The organism is Anaerophaga thermohalophila str. Valhall (assembly GCF_000250735.1).
Lineage (GTDB): Bacteria > Bacteroidota > Bacteroidia > Bacteroidales > Marinilabiliaceae > Anaerophaga > Anaerophaga thermohalophila_A.
Map to the genome: position 1 here is coordinate 20,759 of NZ_AHZV01000350.1, position 23,494 is coordinate 44,252.

A 23,494-nucleotide genomic window follows, 5' to 3' on the forward strand; every position below is an offset into this window, starting at 1 on the left:
GAGTTATGAAAAAGTTAGTTATTAGTTTGGCTTTTGGTACCGCAGTATTATTTACAGCCTGTAACGAAGATGAGGTAGTGCCGGCTACCGATTATACAACTCCGGATTTTAATGTAACCGTGGAATCGGTTGTGACAACCGATGCAGCTGTTGAAGATGCCGTTGAATCAGCAGATTATGAGGTTGACCTGTACACGGGAACTACTACAATCATTGACGAACTGAGCGCCGATGCTCTGATGGATGATCAGCTTAAATCGGGCACTACTTTCAGGGAACAATTGCGGGAACGCTATCGGCTTGGGAATATGCCGGATGTAGCCGTTGATTGGACTGACGGTGATTTCCCCCGCACTGTAACGCTCGATTACGGAGAGGAAACAGAGTTGATCAATGGCCGTATTCTTAGCGGAATTATAGAAATTGTTGTATCGGCTCCGATGAATACAGAAGGGGCCGTGCGAACAGTAACTTTTACTGATTTTAGCGTCGACTCATTAATGATCAACGGAACCATTGAAAAAACTGTTATAAGTGTGACAGATGGTCGGGAAGTACATATTATCCGCGACCTGGTAATAACATTGCCTGATGGAACCGAAGTTGAGTGCTATGCCGAAATTACACGTACCTGGGAACAAGGTATGGGTACACCATTCTATTTTGCAGATGATGTAATGACAATATCCGGGTTTGGTTTATGTACAGATTCCGATGGCAATGAATATCGCCGTGAAATAACCCGGCAATTACAGAAGCGGGGAGGCTGCCGGTTTATCGTCAGCGGTGAGGTTGTTTATTCGGCTAACGGACAAGCATTCGGAACAGTCGATTATGGCGATGGTACCTGTGACAATAACGGAACTTTCAGGTGGGCAAACGGAGAAAAAGAATTTGTTATTGGTCAACGAATAAGAGAACGGATATCCAACCGAAATCAGTCGGGACAGTAAGAAAGCAATACGTCCGGGGCTGACATGCTCCGGACTTATTTTTGTATCTTTGTGCTACGATCAAGATTTCTCCAGGTGACAAAAGAGTTTTTTAAATTTTTGTTTGATAACAATTTCGATTCCCTTCGGAATTATCTTTATTACCGGTCTGGCAATAAGGAGCTGGCCACCGATATAGCACAGGATTGCTTTCTGAAACTCTGGGAAAAACAGCCCGGGGGCGATGAAGTAGCTATTCGAAAGTTGCTCTACAAGATGGGACACGACATCTTTATCTCCAGATACCGGCATTCCAGAGTTGAAAAAGAGTTTGCTTTTAAACAGAATTTTTCGAATGAAACATCCCGTTCACCTGAAGATGAGCTGAACTATTCGGAACTGAAAAAGAAATATCAACAAGTATTGAACGAAATGCCTGAAAATTGGCGCGTAGTTTTTTTGATGAGTCGTACTGAAGAGTTAAAGAACCGCGAAATTGCCGAGCGACTTGGATTAAGTGTTAAAGCCGTGGAAAAACGGATGAGCAAAGCGTTACGTATGTTAAAAGATGCTTTGATGGCAGAAGAAACAAACCCCGGGTAATCGGGATGAGTTTTATATCGCCTTGAACAAACAGATTTTATTCGGATGAGAAGCAGTAAAAATATTGGCCGAAATGACATGGAGCAGATGCTCCGCAATCTTCCTGGTCTTGATATGACTTACCGGAAGTCGCATCAGGATGTGTGGAATGAATTATCGGAGTCCATCGATTCCGATAAAGAGGATATTCCACTGAGATATTTGTCATCAGGAAGAATTTGGCTTTCGTTGGCTGCCTCGGTTGTCGTTCTGGTGGGAGTAATTGCTTTTATGCGGCTGTATTCAGAAGAGATTGTTGCAGTGCACGGAAAGCACCTTGCCACAACATTGCCCGATGGTTCGCAAGTAACACTCAATGCCGGTACAAGAGTGGCGTATCATCCCTTTTGGTGGATACTTGAAAGGGAAGTAACATTGGAAGGAGAAGCTTTCTTTGAAGTAGAAAAGGGGGAAAAGTTTGAAGTGATCTCCTCTCATGGTAAAACAACAGTACTGGGAACCAGTTTTAATATTTATGCCAGAAATAATCATTACCAGGTTACTTGTTATACCGGTAAAGTCAGGGTAGTTTCTCGCGTCAGCGGTCATTCGCTCGATATACTGCCCCACGAACAGGCAAGTCTGAACAGTGACGGTTCACTTCGGCTGTCCAGACTGAAAGATGCCGGGATGCCGGTATCGTGGATGAACAACATGTTTGTTTTTACAGCAACCCCGCTTGATCTGGTTTTCGGAGAGATTGAACGGCAATATGCGGTTGAAATAAAAATTGACAGTGAATATTCGTATCTTTATACGGGTAATTTTACAAGGAACCAACCTGTGGAACAGGTTTTGAAAACTGTTTGCAGACCTTACGGACTAACCTTTGAAAAAACTGAAAATGGTTATTTGATTGTAAAGAAGTAATTGTGTTACAGAAAACCGGTTTTTTACTTGTTTTTCTTTTGCTCATACCTTTTGTTCTTAAAGGCCAGCCATACGAAGTGAGCTGCAAAGAACGGCCGCTGAATAAATTGCTGGTCGAGCTTCGTGAACGTTATGATCTGCATTTTTCTTTTGATGACGGACTCCTTTCCGGGTATTCGATTACCATTGATGAGACGTTCTCATCTCCTGAAACTCTTGTTGAAGCTCTTCTTGCCGGTCTTCCGCTTAGTTATGAAATAACCGGAGAGGTGTTCGTTATTTTTCCGGTGGAGATTTCACCCCGACGGAAGGAATATCTTGTTAAAGGTCAGGTTCTTGAAAGATCGAGTGGTGAACCGCTCCCTTTTTCTCACGTGCTTATCGACGATCATCCTTTGGTGACCGACCTGAAAGGGGCTTTCAGTTATACTACCTTCAATGATTCGTTGTTTAAAAGTAAAAGCATCCCATCTGGGGTGCTTTGTTTTGGACACAACTTTAAGCGCAGGCCGGTTTCATACACTTTATCTGACACCGTCGGTTTATGATCTGCCGGAGATTGTGGTGAAGGATAACCGGGTGGAGCGTTCGGTGCAGATGGGGGAAGCCCCGGGACTCATTAAATTGAATTCTTACATTTCAGGTTACCTGCCTGGCAATGGAGACAATGCCGTATTCAACCTGTTGCGGTTACAACCCGGAATAGTTGCTGCCGGTGAACAGCCCAACGACCTGATTATCTGGGGTAGTTATGAGGGGACAAGTCGCGTCACTTTCGACGGTTTTACAATTTGGGGTCTTAAAAATTTTAACGACAATATTAGTGCTGTAAATCCTTTTTTGGCCAAGGATGTGGAAGTATTTAAGGGTGGATATGATGCCTCAAAAGAAGATGTGGTAGGAGGTTTGGTCAGTATTACCGGTAATACCGGGCACAGGTCAAATACCGATGTTCATCTTTTTGTTAATAATCAAACCCTGAATGGTATGTTGGAGGTGCCTGTTTCACACCAATCTTCACTTGTACTGGCAACCCGGCACACCTACTATAACCTGTTTGATGAGGATGATGTGCCTCTGTCATCGGTGAACGCGTCTGAAAATTTACGTTACAGGATAGATGTTGAGCCCGATTATGCTTTCCGGGATGTCAATGCAAAATATTCATGGTTTGGAGATGACGGAAGCTTGTTCTATGTAAGCATGATGGGTGCTGCTGATAATTTTTCGTATACCGCGCGTCAGGAGCGGCAGCGTAATATTATTTTTCAGGAAACTTCTGAAGATAATAAACAAGGAGGTGCGTCTCTTTTTTGGGGAGAAAACCTGAACAATGGTGATCGCTCTCACTTGAAAATTGCCTGGTCGGCTCTTCAATCGGATTACAGCATAAGCCGCTATTTGGAGAATCTGAGGTTTAACAGAACATTTCAGGGCTTAGATAATCGTTCCAGAACAGTTGTGGGAGAAATGTCAGCCGATTATCAGTACATTTTTACCGGGAACCGGTCTCATCAACCAGGTGCAGGGATAGCATGGATCAGGAATAATATCGATCTTAGAGAAGATTCGTCGGGCGTAGAATATTTATCTATGACCGGGGAAGGAAACCGTTTGGCCGGTTTTGTCCAGGACAGAATTACTTTAGGCTCTGGATTTGATTTAACAGCCGGGCTTCGAATCAATCATTCTTTTTTTACCAATTCCACTCATTTTGATCCGAGGCTCAGGGTAAAATGGGAGCATCCGGCAGGAATAAAACTGAATGCTGCATGGGGACATTACCATCAGTTTCTAATAAAAAGCTCTTTGTTCGACGAAACAGGAAATTTTCGATATAGCTGGTCGCTGGCCGATGAAGATGAGGTGCCTGTGCTAAAATCACAGCACTGGGTGGCTGGTGCTACCTGGTCGGGGAACGAGCTGATGATTAGTCTTGACGGATATTATAAAACGGTAAACGGTTTTACCAGATATGTCCGCCTGGCCACCGGAGATGAATCCGTTTATTCGGGCAAAGGACGGAGCTATGGGATCGATCTTTTTATCAAGAAGGATTTTAAGGGGCATACGTTCTGGACTTCTTATTCGCTTGGAAGAGCAGAGGAACTTTTTCCATACTTCCCTGAACAGGAATATCGCCGGGCACCTCATGATCAGCGTCATGAGTTGAAGTTGACGGGTCTGGTGCATTTCCTGAAAAATTTCCACTTTTCGGCAACCTTCGTTTTTGGTTCAGGCTTTCCCTTGTATGCCAATTATATCAGTGAAAAATATACAGAACCTGATTATTCAAGGCTGGATTTAGCGCTGGTTTATCGTTTTCCTTTTCAGAATTTTAAAGGGGAAGCTGGCATCTCTCTGTTAAATGCATTGGATAATTACAATGTAAAATATTCAAGTTTTGAGCGGATTCCGCTGGATCAGTTGAATACAGCTTATATCGATGCGGAGGCAGTGGAATTCACACCTCTTGTGTTTTTGAAAATGGAATTTTAGCAGATTCTTAAAAAGTATCTTCATTACGCGTTGGACGGCAGAACTTTCTTGTTGCAATTTTCTGAAAAAAACGCTTGCCATTAATAAAACAATTGTTGTAAATTGTCTTTCAATTATACATTCTCATTTATAGGATATTATCCTCAACAATTACCTGGGTTGCGGAAATATTGAACATTAAAGGGGACCCATTGATTTAACCGGCACCGAATGCCGGTTTGACCCACTGTAGTTAATTGATGTAGTGAATATTTGAGGGCCATATATTCAATACAAACTGCATTGAAAGCTGCCGAGTTTCTTTCTGGAAAACGCTTTTCCACTTTTTTATTTTCTGGTAATCGACCTGTTTTATCGGGGGTTGTAATTTATGTATGAGTGCGGTATAAAAAGCATATTTTTGTCAAAATCAAGGCGTTTTAAATTTTTGTTCCGGAGTTAACTCGTTGTTAATGAGGTTGCAAAAATTTAAAACAACACAGAGTTTGGCAACAAAGATGCTTTTTTGAACGGGCTCATGTATGTTATGTAAATACTCTGTTAAGCCTTGCGATCCCTTGCAAATCAATTCTTTGCGTTTAAAGAGGTTTATTAAAATTGTAGTATATCCAATTGTCCGTTAAACTTTTGCAATATACTGTAAATCAATTGTTTGTGGCCAAAGGGTATTGTTTAATAAAATGCAGATTTTCAACGATATAAGAATCATCTTGTATCTTATATCTAAAAATCTAACGATTTATTGTTATGGCAAATACTGGTGTCTCCGGCCGCTTGGTCAATACCGAAGGAAATGGCATTGGCGGATTGATTGTTGTTGTTTATGATGTTGAAGCGCTTGATGATGATGTAGTCCTGGGAACAACGACTTCTTCCGGTGATGGTAATTTCTCTGTCAGTTATTCTTCCTGGTCTTACGGATGGCTTGAGAGCGAACCCGATATACGTATCCGTGTTTTCGACCGCGTTGCTCGTCTGATTTATCAGTCCGATGAGTTTGAAAATGTCACGGACACGACTCTTGCACTCGGGAATATTACTATACCACGCAATGATTATGAAGGCTGGTTGGTGACGCTTCTCACAGGGATTCATGTCAGAATTTCGCAAAACCTGATTACACCCCGAATTGACAATAAAATTGCCTGGGAGGCCTTGATGCAGGATGTCAACAGTGCCGGCGATATTGTTGTTGCATTGCAATTATATTTTGACGTGGAAGAGTTGTTTTTAACTTTTTCTTCTCCCTCTCAGCCCGACCAGATGCCGGGAGGAGGTCAAAGACTTGAAGATGCACTTCTGAATGCCAACCGGAATCGTGATGTGGATGTTCAGTTCTGCCTCAATGATTTTATGGGATTTCCTTATCCGACCGATACTGCCGGAAGAGTTGAGTCATTTTTCGATGACGAAAGCAATCATTCCATCGAGGTCAGAGGCTTCAGCCGGCCCGTCAATACACCTATGCATGCTAAGTTTTTTATTATTGACGGGAATTTCGGACATATTAATGCCTCGCCTTTGTTACAGGAATATTACGATGATCCCACGCATACCATCAATAATCCCCGGCGGGGTGATATGACATTTCCCCGCAATGCCATCAGAGTTCCAGTTCATGATGTGAGTCTGACTATCAAGGGAGAGGCCATTCAGGATTTGCAGGATACTTTTAATATGCACTGGCTGCATTTGGGAGGGACTGAAAAGCCAATGACCATTGCACCTGCACCTTCTTCGAATGCCGCAGTCCAGATTGTCCGGACTTTACCGGGAAACCTTTTTGTGAATGCTCCATATTCTGTGCCCGAGGGTGAAAAAGGAATCCTGGAGGCCTACCTGAGGGCAATAAAAAATGCCGAAGACTTCATATATGTTGAAAATCAATATTTTACTGAAAGAAAAATTGCCGATGCGTTGTTTCTTGCCATGCTGAGGAATACCGATCTACAGGTGATCATGCTCATCAATAATGCGGTTGATATTCCTTTTTATCAGGGGTGGCAGCGTTCTCTGGTTCGTCAGCTTCTGCGTCAACTTCAGGCGGCTAATGCCCGCGACCGTATCGGCATTTATACCCTGTGGAGCCATGAAACAACCCCGCAACAAAGAATTATCAGGAATTATGTGCATTCGAAAGTAGCCATTGTAGATAATAAATGGGCTACTATAGGCAGTGCCAATCTGGATGGTGTTTCTCTTAATCTGAGTCAGCATATTATCCCTCCTGTCACTAATCGTGATGTTAGAGAAGAGCGGGCCATTGAGCTCAATGCCGTTATCTACAACAATGTTGATGGCCAGCCTGGCAGTGAAGTCCCTGATGATTTGCGACGCAACTTATGGTCAGAGCATCTGGGTATCTCCAATGTTAGTGATTCACAGCTTACCAACCGGCCTTCGCAGGGATGGTTGAAGCTTTGGAAAGATAAAGCGGCTGCAAAACTTGCCGGTCTTAGCAGTAATCCACCTGTACATAGCAGTTCAAAAATTTTGGAATGGAATGCCGAAGAAGACCCGGACGATTTTTTGCGGGAAGCCGGTGTTCCACAGAACAATTTTAGTGTACTGGAAGTGATGACAGAGGTGAACTCGTTTAATCTGGATTTTTGATAAATACCGGTTCCCGTAATTGACACTTTCTGAACAGACACACCCTACTGTAAAAATTTTTTGCGAGTTTATAGACACGCACTAACTAAAGCAAAAAATGGAAGCTTCAACAATTGACATACTAACCAGGGAGATTGCCAGGTTACTTGCCCCTTTAAAGACCGGGCTGGCAGGCCCCCGGCAGGGCAGATTACTAATTAATAGTCTCGGATGGGAGCTTCCGCCTGGCGTTGAAGACCTTGGGATTGCTGTTTCGGGAATTGAAGATGTTCTGGAAAAGCTGAAAAACATCTTACAATCTACCTCCGAAGAGCAAAATGATATCATGCTGATGGCTGAGCGTTATGCCGGGTTATTGTCTGCATTAAGTACCTTGCTCAGAAATATTCATAACTCCATAGATGTTGTTTCAGATATCAGCGGCGTAACGAATGATTATCTGTTAAAGACCAGGATCAAGGAGGAATTCTTTGTCAGGTTGATTGATATGTTAATCATCAAATATCTGCAAAACAGTTATTATCCACTTTTTGCTTCTCTTGAGCTATTAGGAGTGATTTCGATCGAAAAGAAAGATGCAGACACGGATAATTTTCAGACCGGGCATCTTAGATATAAGATTGAATACCCGATGCTGCTTAAAATTTTCAGTGATCCGTTAAATATTGCTGAAGAGGTTTATGGCTGGGGTACCGATCACATTAAGTTAGAATTGTTCCTTACCAATCTGGCCAAATTTATTATTGCTTTCGGAGGAGAGGCTTATCTACGTGAACTTCCTTTGAAAGTGGAGGAAAAAATTACCGGAATTGCAGGAGGGGTTAATCCCTTGCCGCAAGTTGTTGTCCATTTGCTGAAAGGGCTTGGCAACGATGAAACCGATATCGGGTTGTCCCTTTTTGGACTGCGTGAAACATCTGCCGGTTCAACGGACGCAGGCATGGCCTTTTCACCTTTTATTAGGGGAACAGCGGATTTAACTTTTCCCCTTACCGATCGTTTGGCTTTTGAAGTGGAGTCGGAAATTGATTTGCAGGATGGCATTGTCTTATCAATAAGGCCCGATCAGGGAATGCAGATTCTTTCCGGTTTATTTTCAGAAGGGAGTGACGGATGGAGTTCCACGGGCAAATTGAAACTTATTTTTGCATTCAGTGAAAAGGAAGCCAACAAAATTACTATTTTGAGTCTGCCCGGTGGCTCAGACCTGACAGCAGAAAAACTTTATGTGGCTTCGGGCATTGGTCTGACCGGCAGCAATACCTTCGATTTTTTTGTTGAAGCCGGCATCCTGAAAGGCGTTTTCAGTTTTAAAGCGGAAGGTGCCGATGGCTTTTTATCTCAGATATTACCATCAGACGGGCTTAATTCCAATTTTGACATAATTGTCGGATGGTCCGGGCAGCAAGGTGTTTATTTTAAAGGCAGCGGCGGGCTGGAAATAGAGCTCCCTGTCCATTTATCTCTCGGACCTCTTGATATTTCCGGATTGTATTTCAGGTTAGGAGTCGATGGTAAGGCTTTACCACTTGAAATATCGAGTTCCTTTGCAGCTAAAATGGGACCTTTGTTTGCTGCGGTTGATCACATCGGGGTAGAGGCACGTTTTGGTTTTCCTGATAACCGGAAAGGTAATGCCGGCCCTGTTGATATTGATTTCGGATTCAAGCCCCCCAATGGGGTAGCACTATCTGTGGATGCCACCGTTGTTAAAGGAGCCGGTTATCTTTTCTTTGACCATGACCGTGGTGAATATGCAGGCGCTCTTGAACTCACATTTCAGGATTTTTTATCGCTGAAGGCTATAGGACTAATTTCCACCAAAATGCCCGATGGATCGGACGGATTTTCTCTTTTAATAATAATAACAGCCGAATTTACTATCCAGATAGGCATGGGGTTTGTTTTTCTGGGAGCCGGCGGATTACTGGGACTTCATCGTACTGCAAAACTTACGCCTCTTGCAGAAGGTGTAAGAAGCGGGGCTACTGCCAATATCTTATTTCCAACCAATGTTGTTGAAAATGCGCCCAGGATCATCAGCGATATCAAAGTCTTTTTCCCCATAGAACAGAATCATTTTTTGATAGGGCCGATGATCAAGCTGGGATGGGGACAGCCGGCCCTGATCAGTCTTTCTGTCGGGATTATACTGGAAATAAAGACCGATGATGGAGGAAACCTTGAGCGTATTGCCATTCTTGGCGTCATAAAATGTATTCTTCCGGAAGAGGATAAAGCCGTTCTTGCTTTGCAGGTGAATTTTATCGGGGCAGTTGATTTTACTACGAAACGGGCTTTCTTTTTTGCCTCTCTTTTCGACTCAAGAATACTTGCTTTCACGATAGAGGGAGAAATGGGCGTCCTGGTGGCCTGGGGGGACAATCCCGATTTCATTATCAGCGTCGGTGGTTTTCATCCACGCTTTTCTCCACCGCCACTTCCTTTCCCGGTACCCAGGCGGGTTGCCATTAGTATCCTCAATAAATCCTGGGGAAAAATCCGGCTGGAAGGATATTTTGCCATCACAACCAACACCGTTCAGTTCGGCTCTAAAATAGATATCTGGTTCAAGTTCAGTGAGTTCAGAATTGAAGGGTATCTCGGCTTTGATGCTTTGTTTCAATTCGATCCTTTCTACTTCATAATAGAGATTTCCGGAAAGGTTTCACTGAAAGTATTCGGTGCCGGACTGTTTTCCATTACTGCGAAATTCTCGCTTGAAGGTCCGACTCCCTGGAGAGCTAAAGGTTATGGAAAAATTAAAATTCTGTTTGTCACATTTAAGGCCAGGTTTGATAAGAAGTGGGGAGAAAGTAAAAATACGACTCTGCCTCCGGTTGAAGTTATTCCAATTCTGGCAAAAGAATTTAACAACAGTCAAAACTGGCAGGCCGTTCTTCCTCCCTACGGAAGTATTTTGGTTACCCTTCGCGACCTGGAAGCTCAAAATAGTGCAGGCGGAACGGATATTATCATGCATCCGGTGGGGCAGATCAAAATTAGTCAGCGGGCTGTTCTGCTCGATAAAAAGATCGACAAAGTGGGTAATCAGAAACCTGCCGATGCCAATAGATTTGAATTGAAGTTTGACGGAGGGAATTTCAGTTTTGATAAAGATGCTAAAGAATCGTTTGCGCCCGGTCAGTTCTTCGATATGGGTCCCAGTGAGTTATTGAGCAAACCGGCTACTAAGAAATACAAGGGAGGCGCTTATCTGAAACCCGATAACGGGAGCATCAGATCATCGACAGCGGTAGTGCGTCATGTACGCTATGAAGAAATTATTATTGATACAGCGTTTAAACGTGTTTTCCATGGATTTATTCGAGGTGTTACGAGTTTGTTCTCTCTTTTCCTGCACAACAATGCTGCATCCAGGTCGCTGTTGTCCGACCGTTTTAGAAAGGAGCATCAGCCATTCGATAAAAAAGTAACCATCAGAGAAGGGAGTTTTATGGTTGTCAATGCCATGAACAATAAGCCATACAAACCCGATGTTGCTTTCGATACTCACAGCGAGGCTGAGCATTTTCTTGCCAACGAAGTGATGAATAATCCTGAGATGACAGGTGCATTACAAATTTTACCGGCTAACGAAGTTAATATTACTGTATGAGCAATAAACCGGACACATATTCATTTCTTCCCTGGCTCAGGGAAGGTATCGCCAATCAAACGGCAACGGATCCTGATATTGACAAGCTCCGGGCCATACTGAATGTGGGTTTTTCCATTCAGGGAAGCGGTATCGGAGAGAATAAACCTGATGCCGATATTGCAGGCAGCATAAGGTTATACGGCCCCGGCGATGTCGTTGGTATCGACAGGAAGAACGTAATAAAGACCGAACCGCGGGATCAGATTACCAATTTTGAACCCAATTATTTGCCATCCATCGATTTTTACGATGAGGATTTTCCTTGGCGCTATTCTCCGGTTCAGCCTGACGAACATGGCCGTTTGCGTCCATGGCTTGCATTGATAGTACTCGAAGAGGATGTTTTTGAGAACGGGAAGGATATGACCAATAAGCCGTTGCCCTATATCGTGCTGAAAGAGGGTATAGAACCGGTCAATGTTTTCCAGCCATCCGGGGAATTGTGGGCCTGGGCACATGTTCATGTTAATCGTGATCTGATCACGAATGATGATCCGGACATTGAGGTGCCTCCCGATTTGTCAGGAGTAGAGACGGTAAAGGCTGATGCATCTGAAATGGAATCGGTACTTTCCCGATTTGAAGAAGTACGCGGTCAGGACCCCGATATGGCTTATTCCAGGGTTATTTGTCCCATTAAACTCAAAGAGAATACATCTTATCATGCGTTTTTGGTGCCTGCATTTGAAAGTGGGCGATTGGCCGGTCTGGGGCTCGATGTGGAAGATATTTTTGAAAATAATGACTATACGCCATATACACCGGCCTGGGCTTCTCAGGTAGATGAGACTTTGCAACGCGTAGAAGCTCAGAAATTTCCTGTCTATTACAGGTGGCACTTTAGAACCGGTAAAGTTGGTGATTTTGAATACCTGGTGCGTTTACTTGAACCACAACCGGTTGATTCCAGAGTTGGGCGCCGTGATATGGATGTAACAAGGCCCGGTGTTTATATAGACGGGATTTCGGATGATGAACTCAAACCGGATGGAGATAAATATCCGTCACTCAACGGCGTGCTTCGCTTAGGGGGTGTCCTGCGCATTCCGGAAATTAATATTTCGGGGGAAGACCGGGAAACGTATGAGAAATATAAGAACTGGGATGTCCCTTATCCTCGAAAATTTCAAAAAGAGCTGGCTTCATTTATTAACTTATCTGAGAAATTTTCAAAACAGGGCGTAAAAAACAGTCTCTCCGATCCCCACTTACCAACAAAAATAAAACAATTGGGTACAGAATCTTCCGATCCCGATCCTTTAATTACGCCTCCGCTTTATGGCCGTTGGCATGCGCTCAATCCTGAATTGCTGAAAGAGGGTGATGGCATACCCGACAATAACTGGGTGCATCGACTTAATCTGGATCCCCGTTACCGGGTGGCCGCCGGTTTTGGCACCAAAATAATTCAGACCCATCAGGAAGAGTATATGGAATCGGCCTGGCAGCAGGTGGGCGAAGTTGTGGAAGCCAATCGTCGCATTCGGGAGGCCCGTTTGGCACAGTTTGCAGCACGTCGCTGGTATAATAAATATTTGAAACCCATACGCAATGTGGATAGTGGTGCTTTCTTGTGGCTCACACAACCGCTCCAGTCCCGGGTTGTTTCGAAGGCAGGGGCAGATAATGAAGAGGCAACCACTGTGAAGCATCAGGTAAAAACCGGCAAGGTACCGCCTGTTGTCTTTTCTTACAGTATGCGCAAATTTTCCAGGCCGGGCAGCCGGCTGGTACAGGCATTAGGACTGCAAAGCTCTTCCCAAAAGGCATCCGGATTAATTGAAAAGATAAATAACAGCGAAGTCTTGACAGCTCCTCCCAAAGAGGTGCCTGAGGGCATTGCCACCACCAGTGTAATGGAGGATTCGTTTCTTCCGCAAAAAGTTCCGGCTTTTCTTTTGCGATGGATCGAAAAATACAAATGGTTCAAATATCTTGTTCTGGCTGTTGCATTAATCATTCTTATCCTTTTGTCTGTTTTTGTGGCACCCGGACTGAGTTCTATAACACCCGGGTTGGGCAGTGTCTCAGGCGCTGCTTTATTGATTGCTTTGCTGCTCATCTATCTTTTTCTGTCCATTCGCAAGTGGGAAAAGAATATGAGTGCTTCACGAATGTTTGATACGGAAAAACAGACGCCCGAAGCCATCGATGAATCACCGCAAAAGCCGGATTTCAGGTTGACCAATTATGGCGACTTCACTCATTTTTCGGTTGGTGACAGTGATAGCGATGAGTCGGCCAGGTTCAAAACAGCGCTTAGAGAAGTCAATGTTTTGTTGCAGGATTTTCTGGATGCTGTTCGTGGATCGGAGCAATATCGACCGCCTCTGAAATTGGATGTTATTTCAGATGCTATTCTTGAAAAAACCGACCCCGATATTACCATTCCCGGCTATATTCTTCAGGCAAGAGTTTCGCTTCCTCCCCGTTTGGTGGCTGAATTTAAGAAGGAAGTATTCAGAGAAGCAATGGCCTATCCTGAGTTTGATATTCCTATGTATAAGCCGCTGCTGGATTTTTCTTCCGATATGTTTTTGCCTAATATCAATTACGTGGCTCAGAATTCTATTTCGCTACTTGAGGTAAACCAGCCTTTTATTGAAGCTTACATGACGGGGCTTAATCATGAGTTTGCCCGTGAATTGTTATGGAGGGAGTATCCTACCGACCAGCGGGGCAGTTATTTCCGTCAGTTTTGGGACGTGTCCGATTTTATGTATGAAAAAGAAGAGCTGAATGCATTTTATAATAATGCCAAAGCCCATCTTGGGGAGGATGCTGACGAAAAAGAAATTAAGGCTTTTATTGCTGATGAAATACGTGAAAGCCTTAAAGATATTCCGAAACTTCATTTATGGTCTAAATTCTCCAACCTGGGCGATCATGATCACAGAGAGGCGTATAAAAAGCAAAAGCTTTCGGAAACCTTGCAAAGTGGAGATGTTGGAGATAAGACAGAAGTGGTTTTGGTCATTAGGGGAGAATTGCTGAAGCGTTATCCGAATGCTGTAATTTACGCCCATAAGGCCAAATGGAAATACGACGATGAGGGGAATATTGACAATACAGAATCTCGCCTGCTGATGGAACTGGAAACAGAAGAGTTAAACAACCCACCCCGCACTAAAGTGAAAACACCACTTTATGAGGCCAAAGCAGAACCAGATATTTATTTCTTCGGCTTTGATCTGGATGCTGACACAGCAAAAGGAGGCACTGGTGAAGATGGTGAAACGGAACCCGGCTGGTTTTTTGTTATTAAAGAACGGCCGGGTGAACCCCGCTTTGGTCTGGATGCAGGTGAAACTGTGCCTGAAAAGCTAACCTTCTGGAACGATCTGACATGGGGGAGTATTGCCGGGAGCGGTGATGATTCAGCGTCAAATTTCATCCGTATTGTCGAAGATATGCCTTCGTTTTCTATTACCGGAGACGATCCTGAGGGTGAAAAGGATGAAGTTCGTCGTCAACATTTTGAAGATAAGCAGATAGAATGGTGTAATGGGGAAGGATGCCGCATCAACTCATCCGACCTTGCTTACATTCTTTACCAGGCACCGGTGATGATGGCTGTTCATGGTAGTGAAATGCTTCGCAAAATTTAAAACTTAACAGGATTTATTATGCATGAAGTCAATGTTTTGTGGCAGGAAACCGACCTTATAAAAAAGGAGCTGCATCTCAAAAAAGAAACGCTTAAAAAGGTTCAGAATCAGATGCTTGATCTGAAACGACATTTTCGTTCTGATGTGTCTGAACATCGGCTGAAGCTTGAGCAACTTGAGAAATCGAAAGAACAGCTGAATGCTGAAATAACGGAAGTTAAAGCGTCTCTTAATAATAAACTTAGTGGTCTGGATGAGAGCTGGAATCGTTTTCAGGAAACGGTTGCAGATCCGGAGAAGAATATGTCCAAATTTTTCAGCTCTCAATATCCGGTTTTGATGATGCCACTCAGAATTGAAACACAATTTTAAAAAAATTGACAGTGCAGAAATAAACCATCTGTGGGTGAGAATATTTCCTGACGATTGCTCCATCGATACTTTTGAAGAATTTCTTTCGGACGCAGAGATTGCAAATGCCCGTGATTTTTGGACAGACTGGGCCGTTGCCGCTGGAAATGAAACAAAAAAAAGAGGGGCCTGGCGAACATTGGTCGACAGTCATGGCGCCGGGCGGGCACAATATATTTATGATCATTACCAGCCCTTGAATAAGAACGAATTTTTTGATGTCGAAGAGCATGACGGGAATTATGTGAAACTGGTCATTCCGGTGGTTCAGGGTGACCTTGAGGAGGAGGATAATGAAGAGAATGCACTCTTGCTGTACTGGGAAGAGGTTTGGCGGGCCAACGGGAATGTGGAACGACTTGCAAGTGCCTTTAATACCTTTTCGGAAGGAAGGGATGCAGAACGGGTAAACTATTTGCTTTCGCATTTTGTGCCCAGGAATATTGGAGATGATTTTTCTTTCATTGCAGACAGAGATGGTGCGGAAGTTACCGTGATGTGTGTGGTTTTTTCTCCCGATAGTGATGTTGATTCTCAGCGGGATACCTGGACGCAGGTACCAAAGGTTCGTATCATGCCCGAGCGGTTTTATCTCATTGGTTACCGCGACAATGTTGAAAAGTTGAAAGTAATGGGCAATAAGGTGCCGCTGGTGTTGGAGTGTGGGCCCGATCCGTCAGCGGAGGAAGGGGATAAGATCGACTATCTTGACGGCGAACTGGAAATAACACAGGGAATGAAATGGATGGTCGATTTTAATGAAGCTCAGAATGCAGGAATGGCTTTTGATATTTCCGACGATGACGATTATGATCATGATGTAAAAAAAGGTTACGACCGGCTTATTGTTGTTGGCATCAGGTTAACTGCAGATAAAACAACCGGGAAAGAACTTGCTGAGAATCTTTTTCGCAATCATTATTTCGGTAATTCGGGCTTTAGCTTACTGCCAGTGGGTACTGCAACCAATAATATACAGGATAAAGAATCGGGATATACGGAGAGTGAAGATTCAAACGATTCTTTTGATTTGATGTTTCAGTCTGATGATGCTGCAAACGATGAGTCTTTTGAGGAGTCGGACAGAAAAGTATTCAATAAGCTGATTGGATTTTCTGAAAATTTTCTGAAACATTCGAAATCAAAGGTCACTACCGATCAGCAGGAAGCAAAGGCCATGAATACGGCTCTTTGGCCGGCCACACTCGGTTATATGCTGGATACAATGTTAAGGCCGGTACTTAATGATGATCAGATTGAGAACGTTCGATGGTTTTTTACTCAATATGTGTCAGGACGAGGCCCGATTTCTTCTATTCGTATAGATGATCAGCCTTATGGGATACTGCCGGTAACCGTTTTTTCGCGTATTTCCTGGTTTTATGAAATATTCGACGGGCAACTGACCCACATGAAAAAAAATCTAAACTCATTTCACAATTTTCTGAATCAGTTATATGCCGTATTATTGAAAATTCAGGATGACTGGAAAGGGATGTCTTTATCGGTTCCCCACGTTGAACCAGGTGAGAATCCCCACCAGAAAATGATGGATATATTGGGACATCATGGCGGGTCTGTGGAATTTCACACACGGATGGCTCAAAGTCTCAATCATCTGTACAATGTGTTCAAATTATTGTACGAGGAATATGCTACGGCAACGACCGATATGGATATGACAAGACTTTATGAGGCCAGTAAAAACTATCTGGATGCCTGGGCACAAAGCCATTCCGGTTGGGATTTGCTGGGTAAGCTGGGGTACGATCAACGTGAGATTCCTGAAATCTATGATAAATTTTTTACAGGTGAAGCGCTTCCGGTTGATTGTCTGATTGACGACCAACCCCTGTCGGAAGAAAAGAAGCTCAGAAACTATGCAACCATTACTATTCCCGGCAATGAGCCTTCCGAAAAACAGGTCAATTATATTGAATGGTTGATGGATGCGGGTAAATCGCTGAGTAAGCTCCGGGCCAGAGAGGGATTCTCGGACAATAAGGAACCTCAGGCCTTATTATACAAAATGCTCCATCATGCAATGGAACTGGGATATTTTTCTACAGCTTTGCAACTCTATCAATCGCATGAATTGTTGACCACTGAAGAAATGCTTCGATGTGCCCGGCGGGAGCCCGATTTTATTCACATAAGTGGACTGAAGAACAAAGACAACTCACAACCGGAAAGAAAACCGGCTCACTCTGTTTTTCCCAGTGAAAGCAGATATTACTTTTTGGAACAGAAAGTAGAGGCCATCACCGGAAATCGTGAGCAGACCGTTTCCGAGTTCATTTCTGAAAGTCTTCACGGACAAGCCATTCCGGGAAGTTATCTGAATGATCAACTGGATGCTTTGACATATTTGAAAGATTTGCCAACTGCCCGGCTCGAAAGATTACTTTCCGAGCATATCGATTGCGTTTCATATCGTTTAGATGCCTGGAAAGAAGGACTGATTCATTATCACCTCAACCGGCTACGAGATCAGCAGCAGGAGCATGAAGGTGATGATTATTCCGGGCAGGGTGGATTGTATCTTGGTGCTTATGGCTGGCTCGAAAAGGTGCGTCCTGAAAATAGAACCCTTACAGCCATTACCGACTTTGACGATGATGACCTTCAGGATGCCTTTCATCCGGACGGAAATAAACCGATTTATAAAGACAATACCAATCAGGGATACATTCAGGCTCCGTCATTAAACCATGCCGTTACTGCAGCTGTGTTGCGTAATGCCTACCTGTCGCATGCTTCTGAAGAAAATGCTGAAATATATGGCATTAACCTGTCTTCAGAAAGAGTCCGGAATGCATTAGGTATTTTGGAGGGCATTCGCCAGGGGCAGGATATCTCTGCATTATTGGGATACCGGTTTGAAAGACATCTGCGGGATCAGGCATTCATTAACGGAACTTTTCCGCACAGGCACATCTATTCTCTTCGACGTCAGTTTCCGCTTGTTGCAGATAAAATGAAGTCGACAACTACTGAGGAGGACGACTATGTTAATGCGCCCATTCAAAATATTGAAGCCAACAATGTTGTAGACGGTGCTGCGCTTGTTGAATTTGTGGAAGCACGTATCGAAACAAACGGCGAATCGGATTATTTTGATGCCCTGGAACTGACCAATCCCTCAGATAAAGAAAGAGAAGTGATTATTGATGCCATCAACAAAATACGGGATGTTAACGATGCCGTTGCCGATCTTGCACTTGCCGAAGGAATTCATCAGGTGGTTCAGGGAAATTATGAAAGAGCTGCCGGTACTTTTGATACCTTCAGCAAAGGTGGTTGCCCGGACATTCCGGAGGTGGTTCAAACGCCGCGCACCGGGGTGAATGTTACACACAGGATGGGCATTCATATTAATCCGGCCCCGGAGGAGACTTTTGAAAACAGTAACTCGCCAAGGGCAATGACAGAGCCGGGATTGAATTTATTCGTGAAAGAGGTTCTTCCTGAGCTCGATAAAATTATATGTCATGTATCTGTGAAGAATCCCCGATTAAACATTGAAGTGAAAAATCATCCTGTCAGCATGCAAATGTTAGGAGTAGAGCCCGTCGATCTTTTGTTTTTGACAGGTGATGAATCGGGTCGGTCGATGACAGGCCTCGATGACCTGATTGTTCATTATGTGCTGAACCATTTTACCCCTCAACCGGGGCTTGATGCTGACATCAGCATAAAATATTATGTTCCCGGACTTGCCGCAGCCGGCGATGAAGTCTCTGTTTTTGAATTGGTTCCGCTGGTCAAAAGTCTTTATTCTGTTTTGTTACGTTCCCGCCCTCTGAGAGCTTCCGATGTCATGCTGCCCAATGAGAACATAACTTCTGAAGAGGACTCCGGTATTGGTTATGATATTCAAAGATTAGAAAGAGCATCGAATTATTTTGATAGAATATTAAATAAAAACGGAAGTGGCAAGTCATTGACTGATTTGGTTTCGAAAATTGAAGAAAACAGGAATAATGACACCTGGCTGAATGAAGATGAGGTTTTAAATAATTTTGACGGATGGATATCTGATCTGAGGCAGGTATTGCACGCTCTTTCTTTGTCGGGCCTCCCTAATACCGGTTATGGTTTCCTGGCGGAATGGGAAAAGACTCAGATGTCTGCCCTGTCGGATAAAATTAGCGAAGTATTGGAGCGCTGGAATAATAAAATCACTGAGTTCGATGTGTTAATAAACACATACGATACCGGTTTACCTGAGGGAGAAAAACTCAATATCCTTAAAAAGGCCTGGAATCTTATTTCCACGCAACTTCCTCAATGGTCCGATTCCGTGACTTTCTATAATGAGGTTTTGGTGCAACGGACAGCTTTCGAGAATTATAAAGTAAAAGTTGATAAATTTCTGAAACAATCCTACCAGGGGGTCGGTTTTGCTCTGACTCAATTTCAAAATCAGGGGATTCCGAATTATGAATCCTTTGATGCCATTCCAATAGATGTCAGTGATATTCGCAAGGCTTGTATGATATTCGCCGAAGATGTCTATGCCAAAGCGAAATTATTGAAGGCAGATATTAGTGGCCGGCTCGAACGTTATTCTGTTTTAAGAGGTCAATACAACGAAGAAAGCATCCCGGCGGCAAAAGTGGAAATTGCTCAACAAATGTGTGCTGAACTGATGACCGAAGAGATGAAGATTATTCCATTTTTCAGGATGACTCCCGAAAGGAGTGAAGAATGGGCAAATGCCGTTGATTCCGATCGTATAGGAAGGCTACTGGCTTATCAGCAACAGGAATGTAAAAATCCACTGCCTGTGGATGATTGGTTCCATGGGGTAGCTCGTGTTCGTGAAAAGGCAAGCCATCTTGAACAAGTCATGTTTTGGGCTGAAGCATTCAACAATATATCTGTTGATCTAACACCGGCCCAGTTTCCCTGTGTGGAACCATGTTCCTGGTTTGCCATGGAGTTTGGAGCTGTAACGGAGTCAGATTCTGAAAATTTAAAGAAAGTATTTCTGGAAAACGACCATTTGCTCTACACAGCCTGGTACCATCATCCGTTTTCGGGGCATGCATCTTATTGTGGTTTGCTTGTTGATGAATGGACTGAGACTGTTCCGTTGGAAGAAGAAACAGCCGGAACCGCTTTTCATTACGACCGTCCCAATTCAGAACCTCCACAGAGCATGTTGCTGGCTGTGTCGCCGCAAACGAACTCCAATTGGATGTGGCAGGATTTGGTTGATGTTGTGAATGAAACACTCGATGAAGTAAAGATGCGCGGAGTGGAGCCGCAACAGATCGATAAAACGGGCTATGCCTGCTTTTTGCCGGCCACTATTGCTGCGATAACGGCCCGGCCTGTCAGTATTTCGGCCAATTATCTGTCATCCAATCAATATTACATGAACCATCAAACACCCATACAATGAGTAACGGAAAACATTTTCAGGTTTTACCCGATTTTCAGGTTGGCATAAATCCCACCATTACTATGTGGAACCGCGTGGAAGGCCGTCCGAGAAGAGAAGACTTTTCCAGAGCTTTACGTGCGGAAATTCGCGATCCGTTATGGATGTTGACCCGGCAATGGCAGATGGGAGAATTTTTGGGCGATGATGCCGGGTCTCCGATACTGGCAAAAATTTATTGCAACAAAAAAAGACTGCGAAAATTTCAACCGGCCGGCAATGCTTCGCAAATGTACAGGAACAATATTCCGTTGGAAGGACTGGTTGAGCAGATGCCCGTTCCCTTTGTGATGAACGAGAAAGTGTTTTCACTGGATATAAGGATTATGATGGGCAGATACTGGCTTAAACTTATCGGAGCCAATAGGGAACTGGCGGGATTGTATGCCGGGAAATATCCTGTAAGAGTTCCTGAATCGCCTGTGGATGAACAGCATGCTGATATTCTTGCACATCCCGAAAGTTGGCAGAAATTTGCTGCAGCCGCATCGCGAAAAATGGACGGATATGAATTTTATCTGTATTTGACCACAGGTAAGCCGGGCGTTGATGAGGTTGAAATAGATGACGAAACAATCATCGAAGAATATCGCGAAGCGTTTATCCAATGGGTGAATAATTTCTTTCTTCAGCCAATGAATGAAGGACAAAATGCATATCTTCCTTCCAGGTTGGAATATCAATTCAGGTGTTCAGTACCATTTGAGGCAAGAGAGAAAGTCTACAAAGCAGATGGCTATCATTCGGGACACCTTGACTGGTTTAACCTGACCCTGGATGATTCTGTTTCTGAGTTACATGTTGAAGGGGATACTTCTCCAAACGCAGAGGATGAAAAAGCTGAGAAAACAATTCCTGTTGGAGAATCCAAATTTACTTTTATCCCTGTAAATATCGATTATGAAGGAATGCCGGATACGCGTTGGTGGAAATTTGAGGACCGTAAAACTTTCCTGGGTGATATCAAACCGGATACAACCGATATCTCAAAACTCTTTCTGGAATTCACTCTTTTTTATGCCAACGACTGGTTTATGATTCCACAACCATTGCCTGCAGCATCTATTTCCGAAATAAAAGGATTAGTGGTGACCAACTGTTTCGGTGAGAGAACATTGATCGAACCTGCCGGAAGAGGGGCCGATAACGACTGGCAACGGTGGACGATGTTCGCAGTGAACCGTGAAGGAACCGAGGCCGTCGCACAAGCGGATCATTCATTGTTGATGTTACCTACTGTTCTCAAAATTCAGGAGGGCCCTCCGATAGAAAGCGTTGTCTTTGTTCGGGATGAGATAGCAAATATGGTGTGGGCTATAGAAACGGATATTACTTTGCCCTCTGGCGATACCAAAAAAGGGATAGAAGCAGCCCGTGAGTTGTCATCTTTCTATGACCGTCTGTTTCAAGGAAATAACGGCGGTGATGACCAGGAGTCAATGGCCGATATTCGTTACCAGTTAATGAATACTGTACCCGAAAACTGGATCCCTTTCATCCCTGTTCATGTTGATCATTCCCAACGTGAAATACAACTTCAGCGCGCTTCTATGCCGCGCATGAATGCCGATAATACATTCAATTCCGTAAAGCCGCGAACTACTATTTTGCGTATTGGTCTCGATGAAAATGAAAGAGTCCCCTATTTCGTCTTCGAAGAGGAGGTTCCTCGTGCAGGTATTCAGGTAAAAAAATCTTTCCAGCGAACCAGGTGGCATGGAGGAAAAGTATTTAACTGGATCGGCATCCATAAAGAAACAGGTCGCGGAGAGGGTTTGAGCGGATTGAGATTTGATCAGATTATTGGAGAAAAACGCTAACTTTATCTGTCTCAAACTTTATCATTTACTCTATACTATGAATCGACGAACATTTTTAAAGAATGCCGGCATTGCCGGTGGCCTGATGGCTATGCCCTCCCTCTGGAGTTGCAATGCTTCCGGAGAAAAGTTTGATTTCCCTCTTACAGACTTGCACGTTCATCTTACCAGGGATTTTACCATCGACCATCTGATGGAACTTTCTGAAAAAAGAGGTGTTAGGTTTGGAGTCGTAGAACATCCGGCTGATTGGGCAATCAAAGATGATGCCGATCTGAAAGCCTATATCAATAAGCTTCGGCAATATCCCGTTTATGTCGGACTTCAACCAATGACTCCCAACTGGACAAAAAGATTTTCTCCCGATTTATTAAAAAGCCTGGATTATATTTTAATGGATCCCCAAACCATTCCACTTGGACGAGGCAGATTTCAGCGCATTTACGAATTGTCATGCTATGTGGAGGATACCGATGAATTTATGCGTCGCTATATGGATTATACCATCTCTGTTTTAGAGAATGAACCACTGAATATTTTTGGGTGGCCTCTTTTTCTGCCGGTTTGTATTGCACGCGATTATTACAAACTCTGGACACAGGAACGAATGCAAAAGATTATATCGGCAGCCAAAGCCAGTAATATTGCTATAGAGATCAACGATATGTCGCATACGCCACACAAAGAATTCATTCTGATGTGTAAAGAGCAGGGTCTGAAATTTACCTTTGGTTCCGATTCACGAAATATGAATGCGGGACGGCTGGCTTATTGTAAAAGGGTTGCAAATGAATGCGGGTTAGCAAAAGAAGACTTTTATGTACCAGGAAAGGGAGATGTTGTGGTTTGAAAATATGCTTATATTTGTGATATCTAAAAATTGAGAATATGTTGATATACAAACATTTCAACAATCTTTACAGGAAATACGGTATGGGTTTATTTGAGTGTTGGATTTATTAAACACGGATTCTTACACGTTAAAATCT

12 protein-coding genes are annotated in these 23,494 nt (G+C 43.6%); all 12 read left to right on the plus strand.

Translation table 11 applies throughout. From position 1 onward, the window contains the following. The first annotated feature begins 5 nt into the window (after positions 1 to 5). Positions 6 to 953, plus strand: coding sequence for a hypothetical protein (locus tag OQ5_RS0118070; protein ID WP_016778837.1), 948 nt, complete (start codon positions 6 to 8; stop codon positions 951 to 953). A 75-nt stretch (positions 954 to 1,028) separates the two neighbouring features. Further along, entirely contained in the window at positions 1,029 to 1,535 is a 507-nt protein-coding gene (locus OQ5_RS0118075; RefSeq protein WP_100221960.1) for an RNA polymerase sigma factor, read from the plus strand. 45 nt (positions 1,536 to 1,580) lie between these two features. Further along, on the plus strand, positions 1,581 to 2,444 hold the full coding sequence (locus tag OQ5_RS0118080; protein ID WP_016778839.1) for a FecR family protein: 864 nt from the start codon (positions 1,581 to 1,583) through the stop codon (positions 2,442 to 2,444). A 2-nt stretch (positions 2,445 to 2,446) separates the two neighbouring features. Continuing rightward, on the plus strand, positions 2,447 to 2,992 hold the full coding sequence (locus OQ5_RS25035; RefSeq protein ID WP_016778840.1) for an STN domain-containing protein: 546 nt from the start codon (positions 2,447 to 2,449) through the stop codon (positions 2,990 to 2,992). Next, complete coding sequence (locus OQ5_RS21610) at positions 2,931 to 4,943, plus strand: TonB-dependent receptor plug domain-containing protein (RefSeq protein ID WP_255297630.1); 2,013 nt, start codon at positions 2,931 to 2,933, stop codon at positions 4,941 to 4,943. The genes OQ5_RS25035 and OQ5_RS21610 overlap by 62 nt, the downstream gene beginning before the upstream one ends. Before the next feature lie 747 nt (positions 4,944 to 5,690). Next, on the plus strand, positions 5,691 to 7,556 hold the full coding sequence (locus tag OQ5_RS0118090) for a phospholipase D-like domain-containing protein (protein WP_016778842.1): 1,866 nt from the start codon (positions 5,691 to 5,693) through the stop codon (positions 7,554 to 7,556). 97 nt (positions 7,557 to 7,653) lie between these two features. Then, positions 7,654 to 11,175, plus strand: a complete 3,522-nt coding sequence (locus tag OQ5_RS22125) for a DUF6603 domain-containing protein (RefSeq protein WP_016778843.1) — start codon at positions 7,654 to 7,656, stop codon at positions 11,173 to 11,175. Continuing rightward, positions 11,172 to 14,825, plus strand: a complete 3,654-nt coding sequence (locus OQ5_RS0118100; protein ID WP_016778844.1) for a DUF4179 domain-containing protein — start codon at positions 11,172 to 11,174, stop codon at positions 14,823 to 14,825. Before OQ5_RS22125 ends, OQ5_RS0118100 begins: the two co-directional genes overlap by 4 nt. Positions 14,826 to 14,843: 18 nt before the next feature. Continuing rightward, positions 14,844 to 15,197 carry a hypothetical protein gene (locus tag OQ5_RS0118105; RefSeq protein WP_016778845.1) on the plus strand — a complete coding sequence of 118 codons (354 nt, stop codon included), beginning with the start codon at positions 14,844 to 14,846 and terminating at the stop codon, positions 15,195 to 15,197. A gap of 34 nt (positions 15,198 to 15,231) precedes the next feature. Then, positions 15,232 to 20,646, plus strand: a complete 5,415-nt coding sequence (locus OQ5_RS0118110) for a hypothetical protein (protein ID WP_141638897.1) — start codon at positions 15,232 to 15,234, stop codon at positions 20,644 to 20,646. Continuing rightward, positions 20,643 to 22,505, plus strand: a complete 1,863-nt coding sequence (locus OQ5_RS0118115) for a hypothetical protein (protein WP_016778847.1) — start codon at positions 20,643 to 20,645, stop codon at positions 22,503 to 22,505. The genes OQ5_RS0118110 and OQ5_RS0118115 overlap by 4 nt, the downstream gene beginning before the upstream one ends. A gap of 37 nt (positions 22,506 to 22,542) precedes the next feature. Then, on the plus strand, positions 22,543 to 23,355 hold the full coding sequence (locus OQ5_RS0118120; protein ID WP_016778848.1) for a twin-arginine translocation signal domain-containing protein: 813 nt from the start codon (positions 22,543 to 22,545) through the stop codon (positions 23,353 to 23,355). Positions 23,356 to 23,494: the final 139 nt, after the last annotated feature.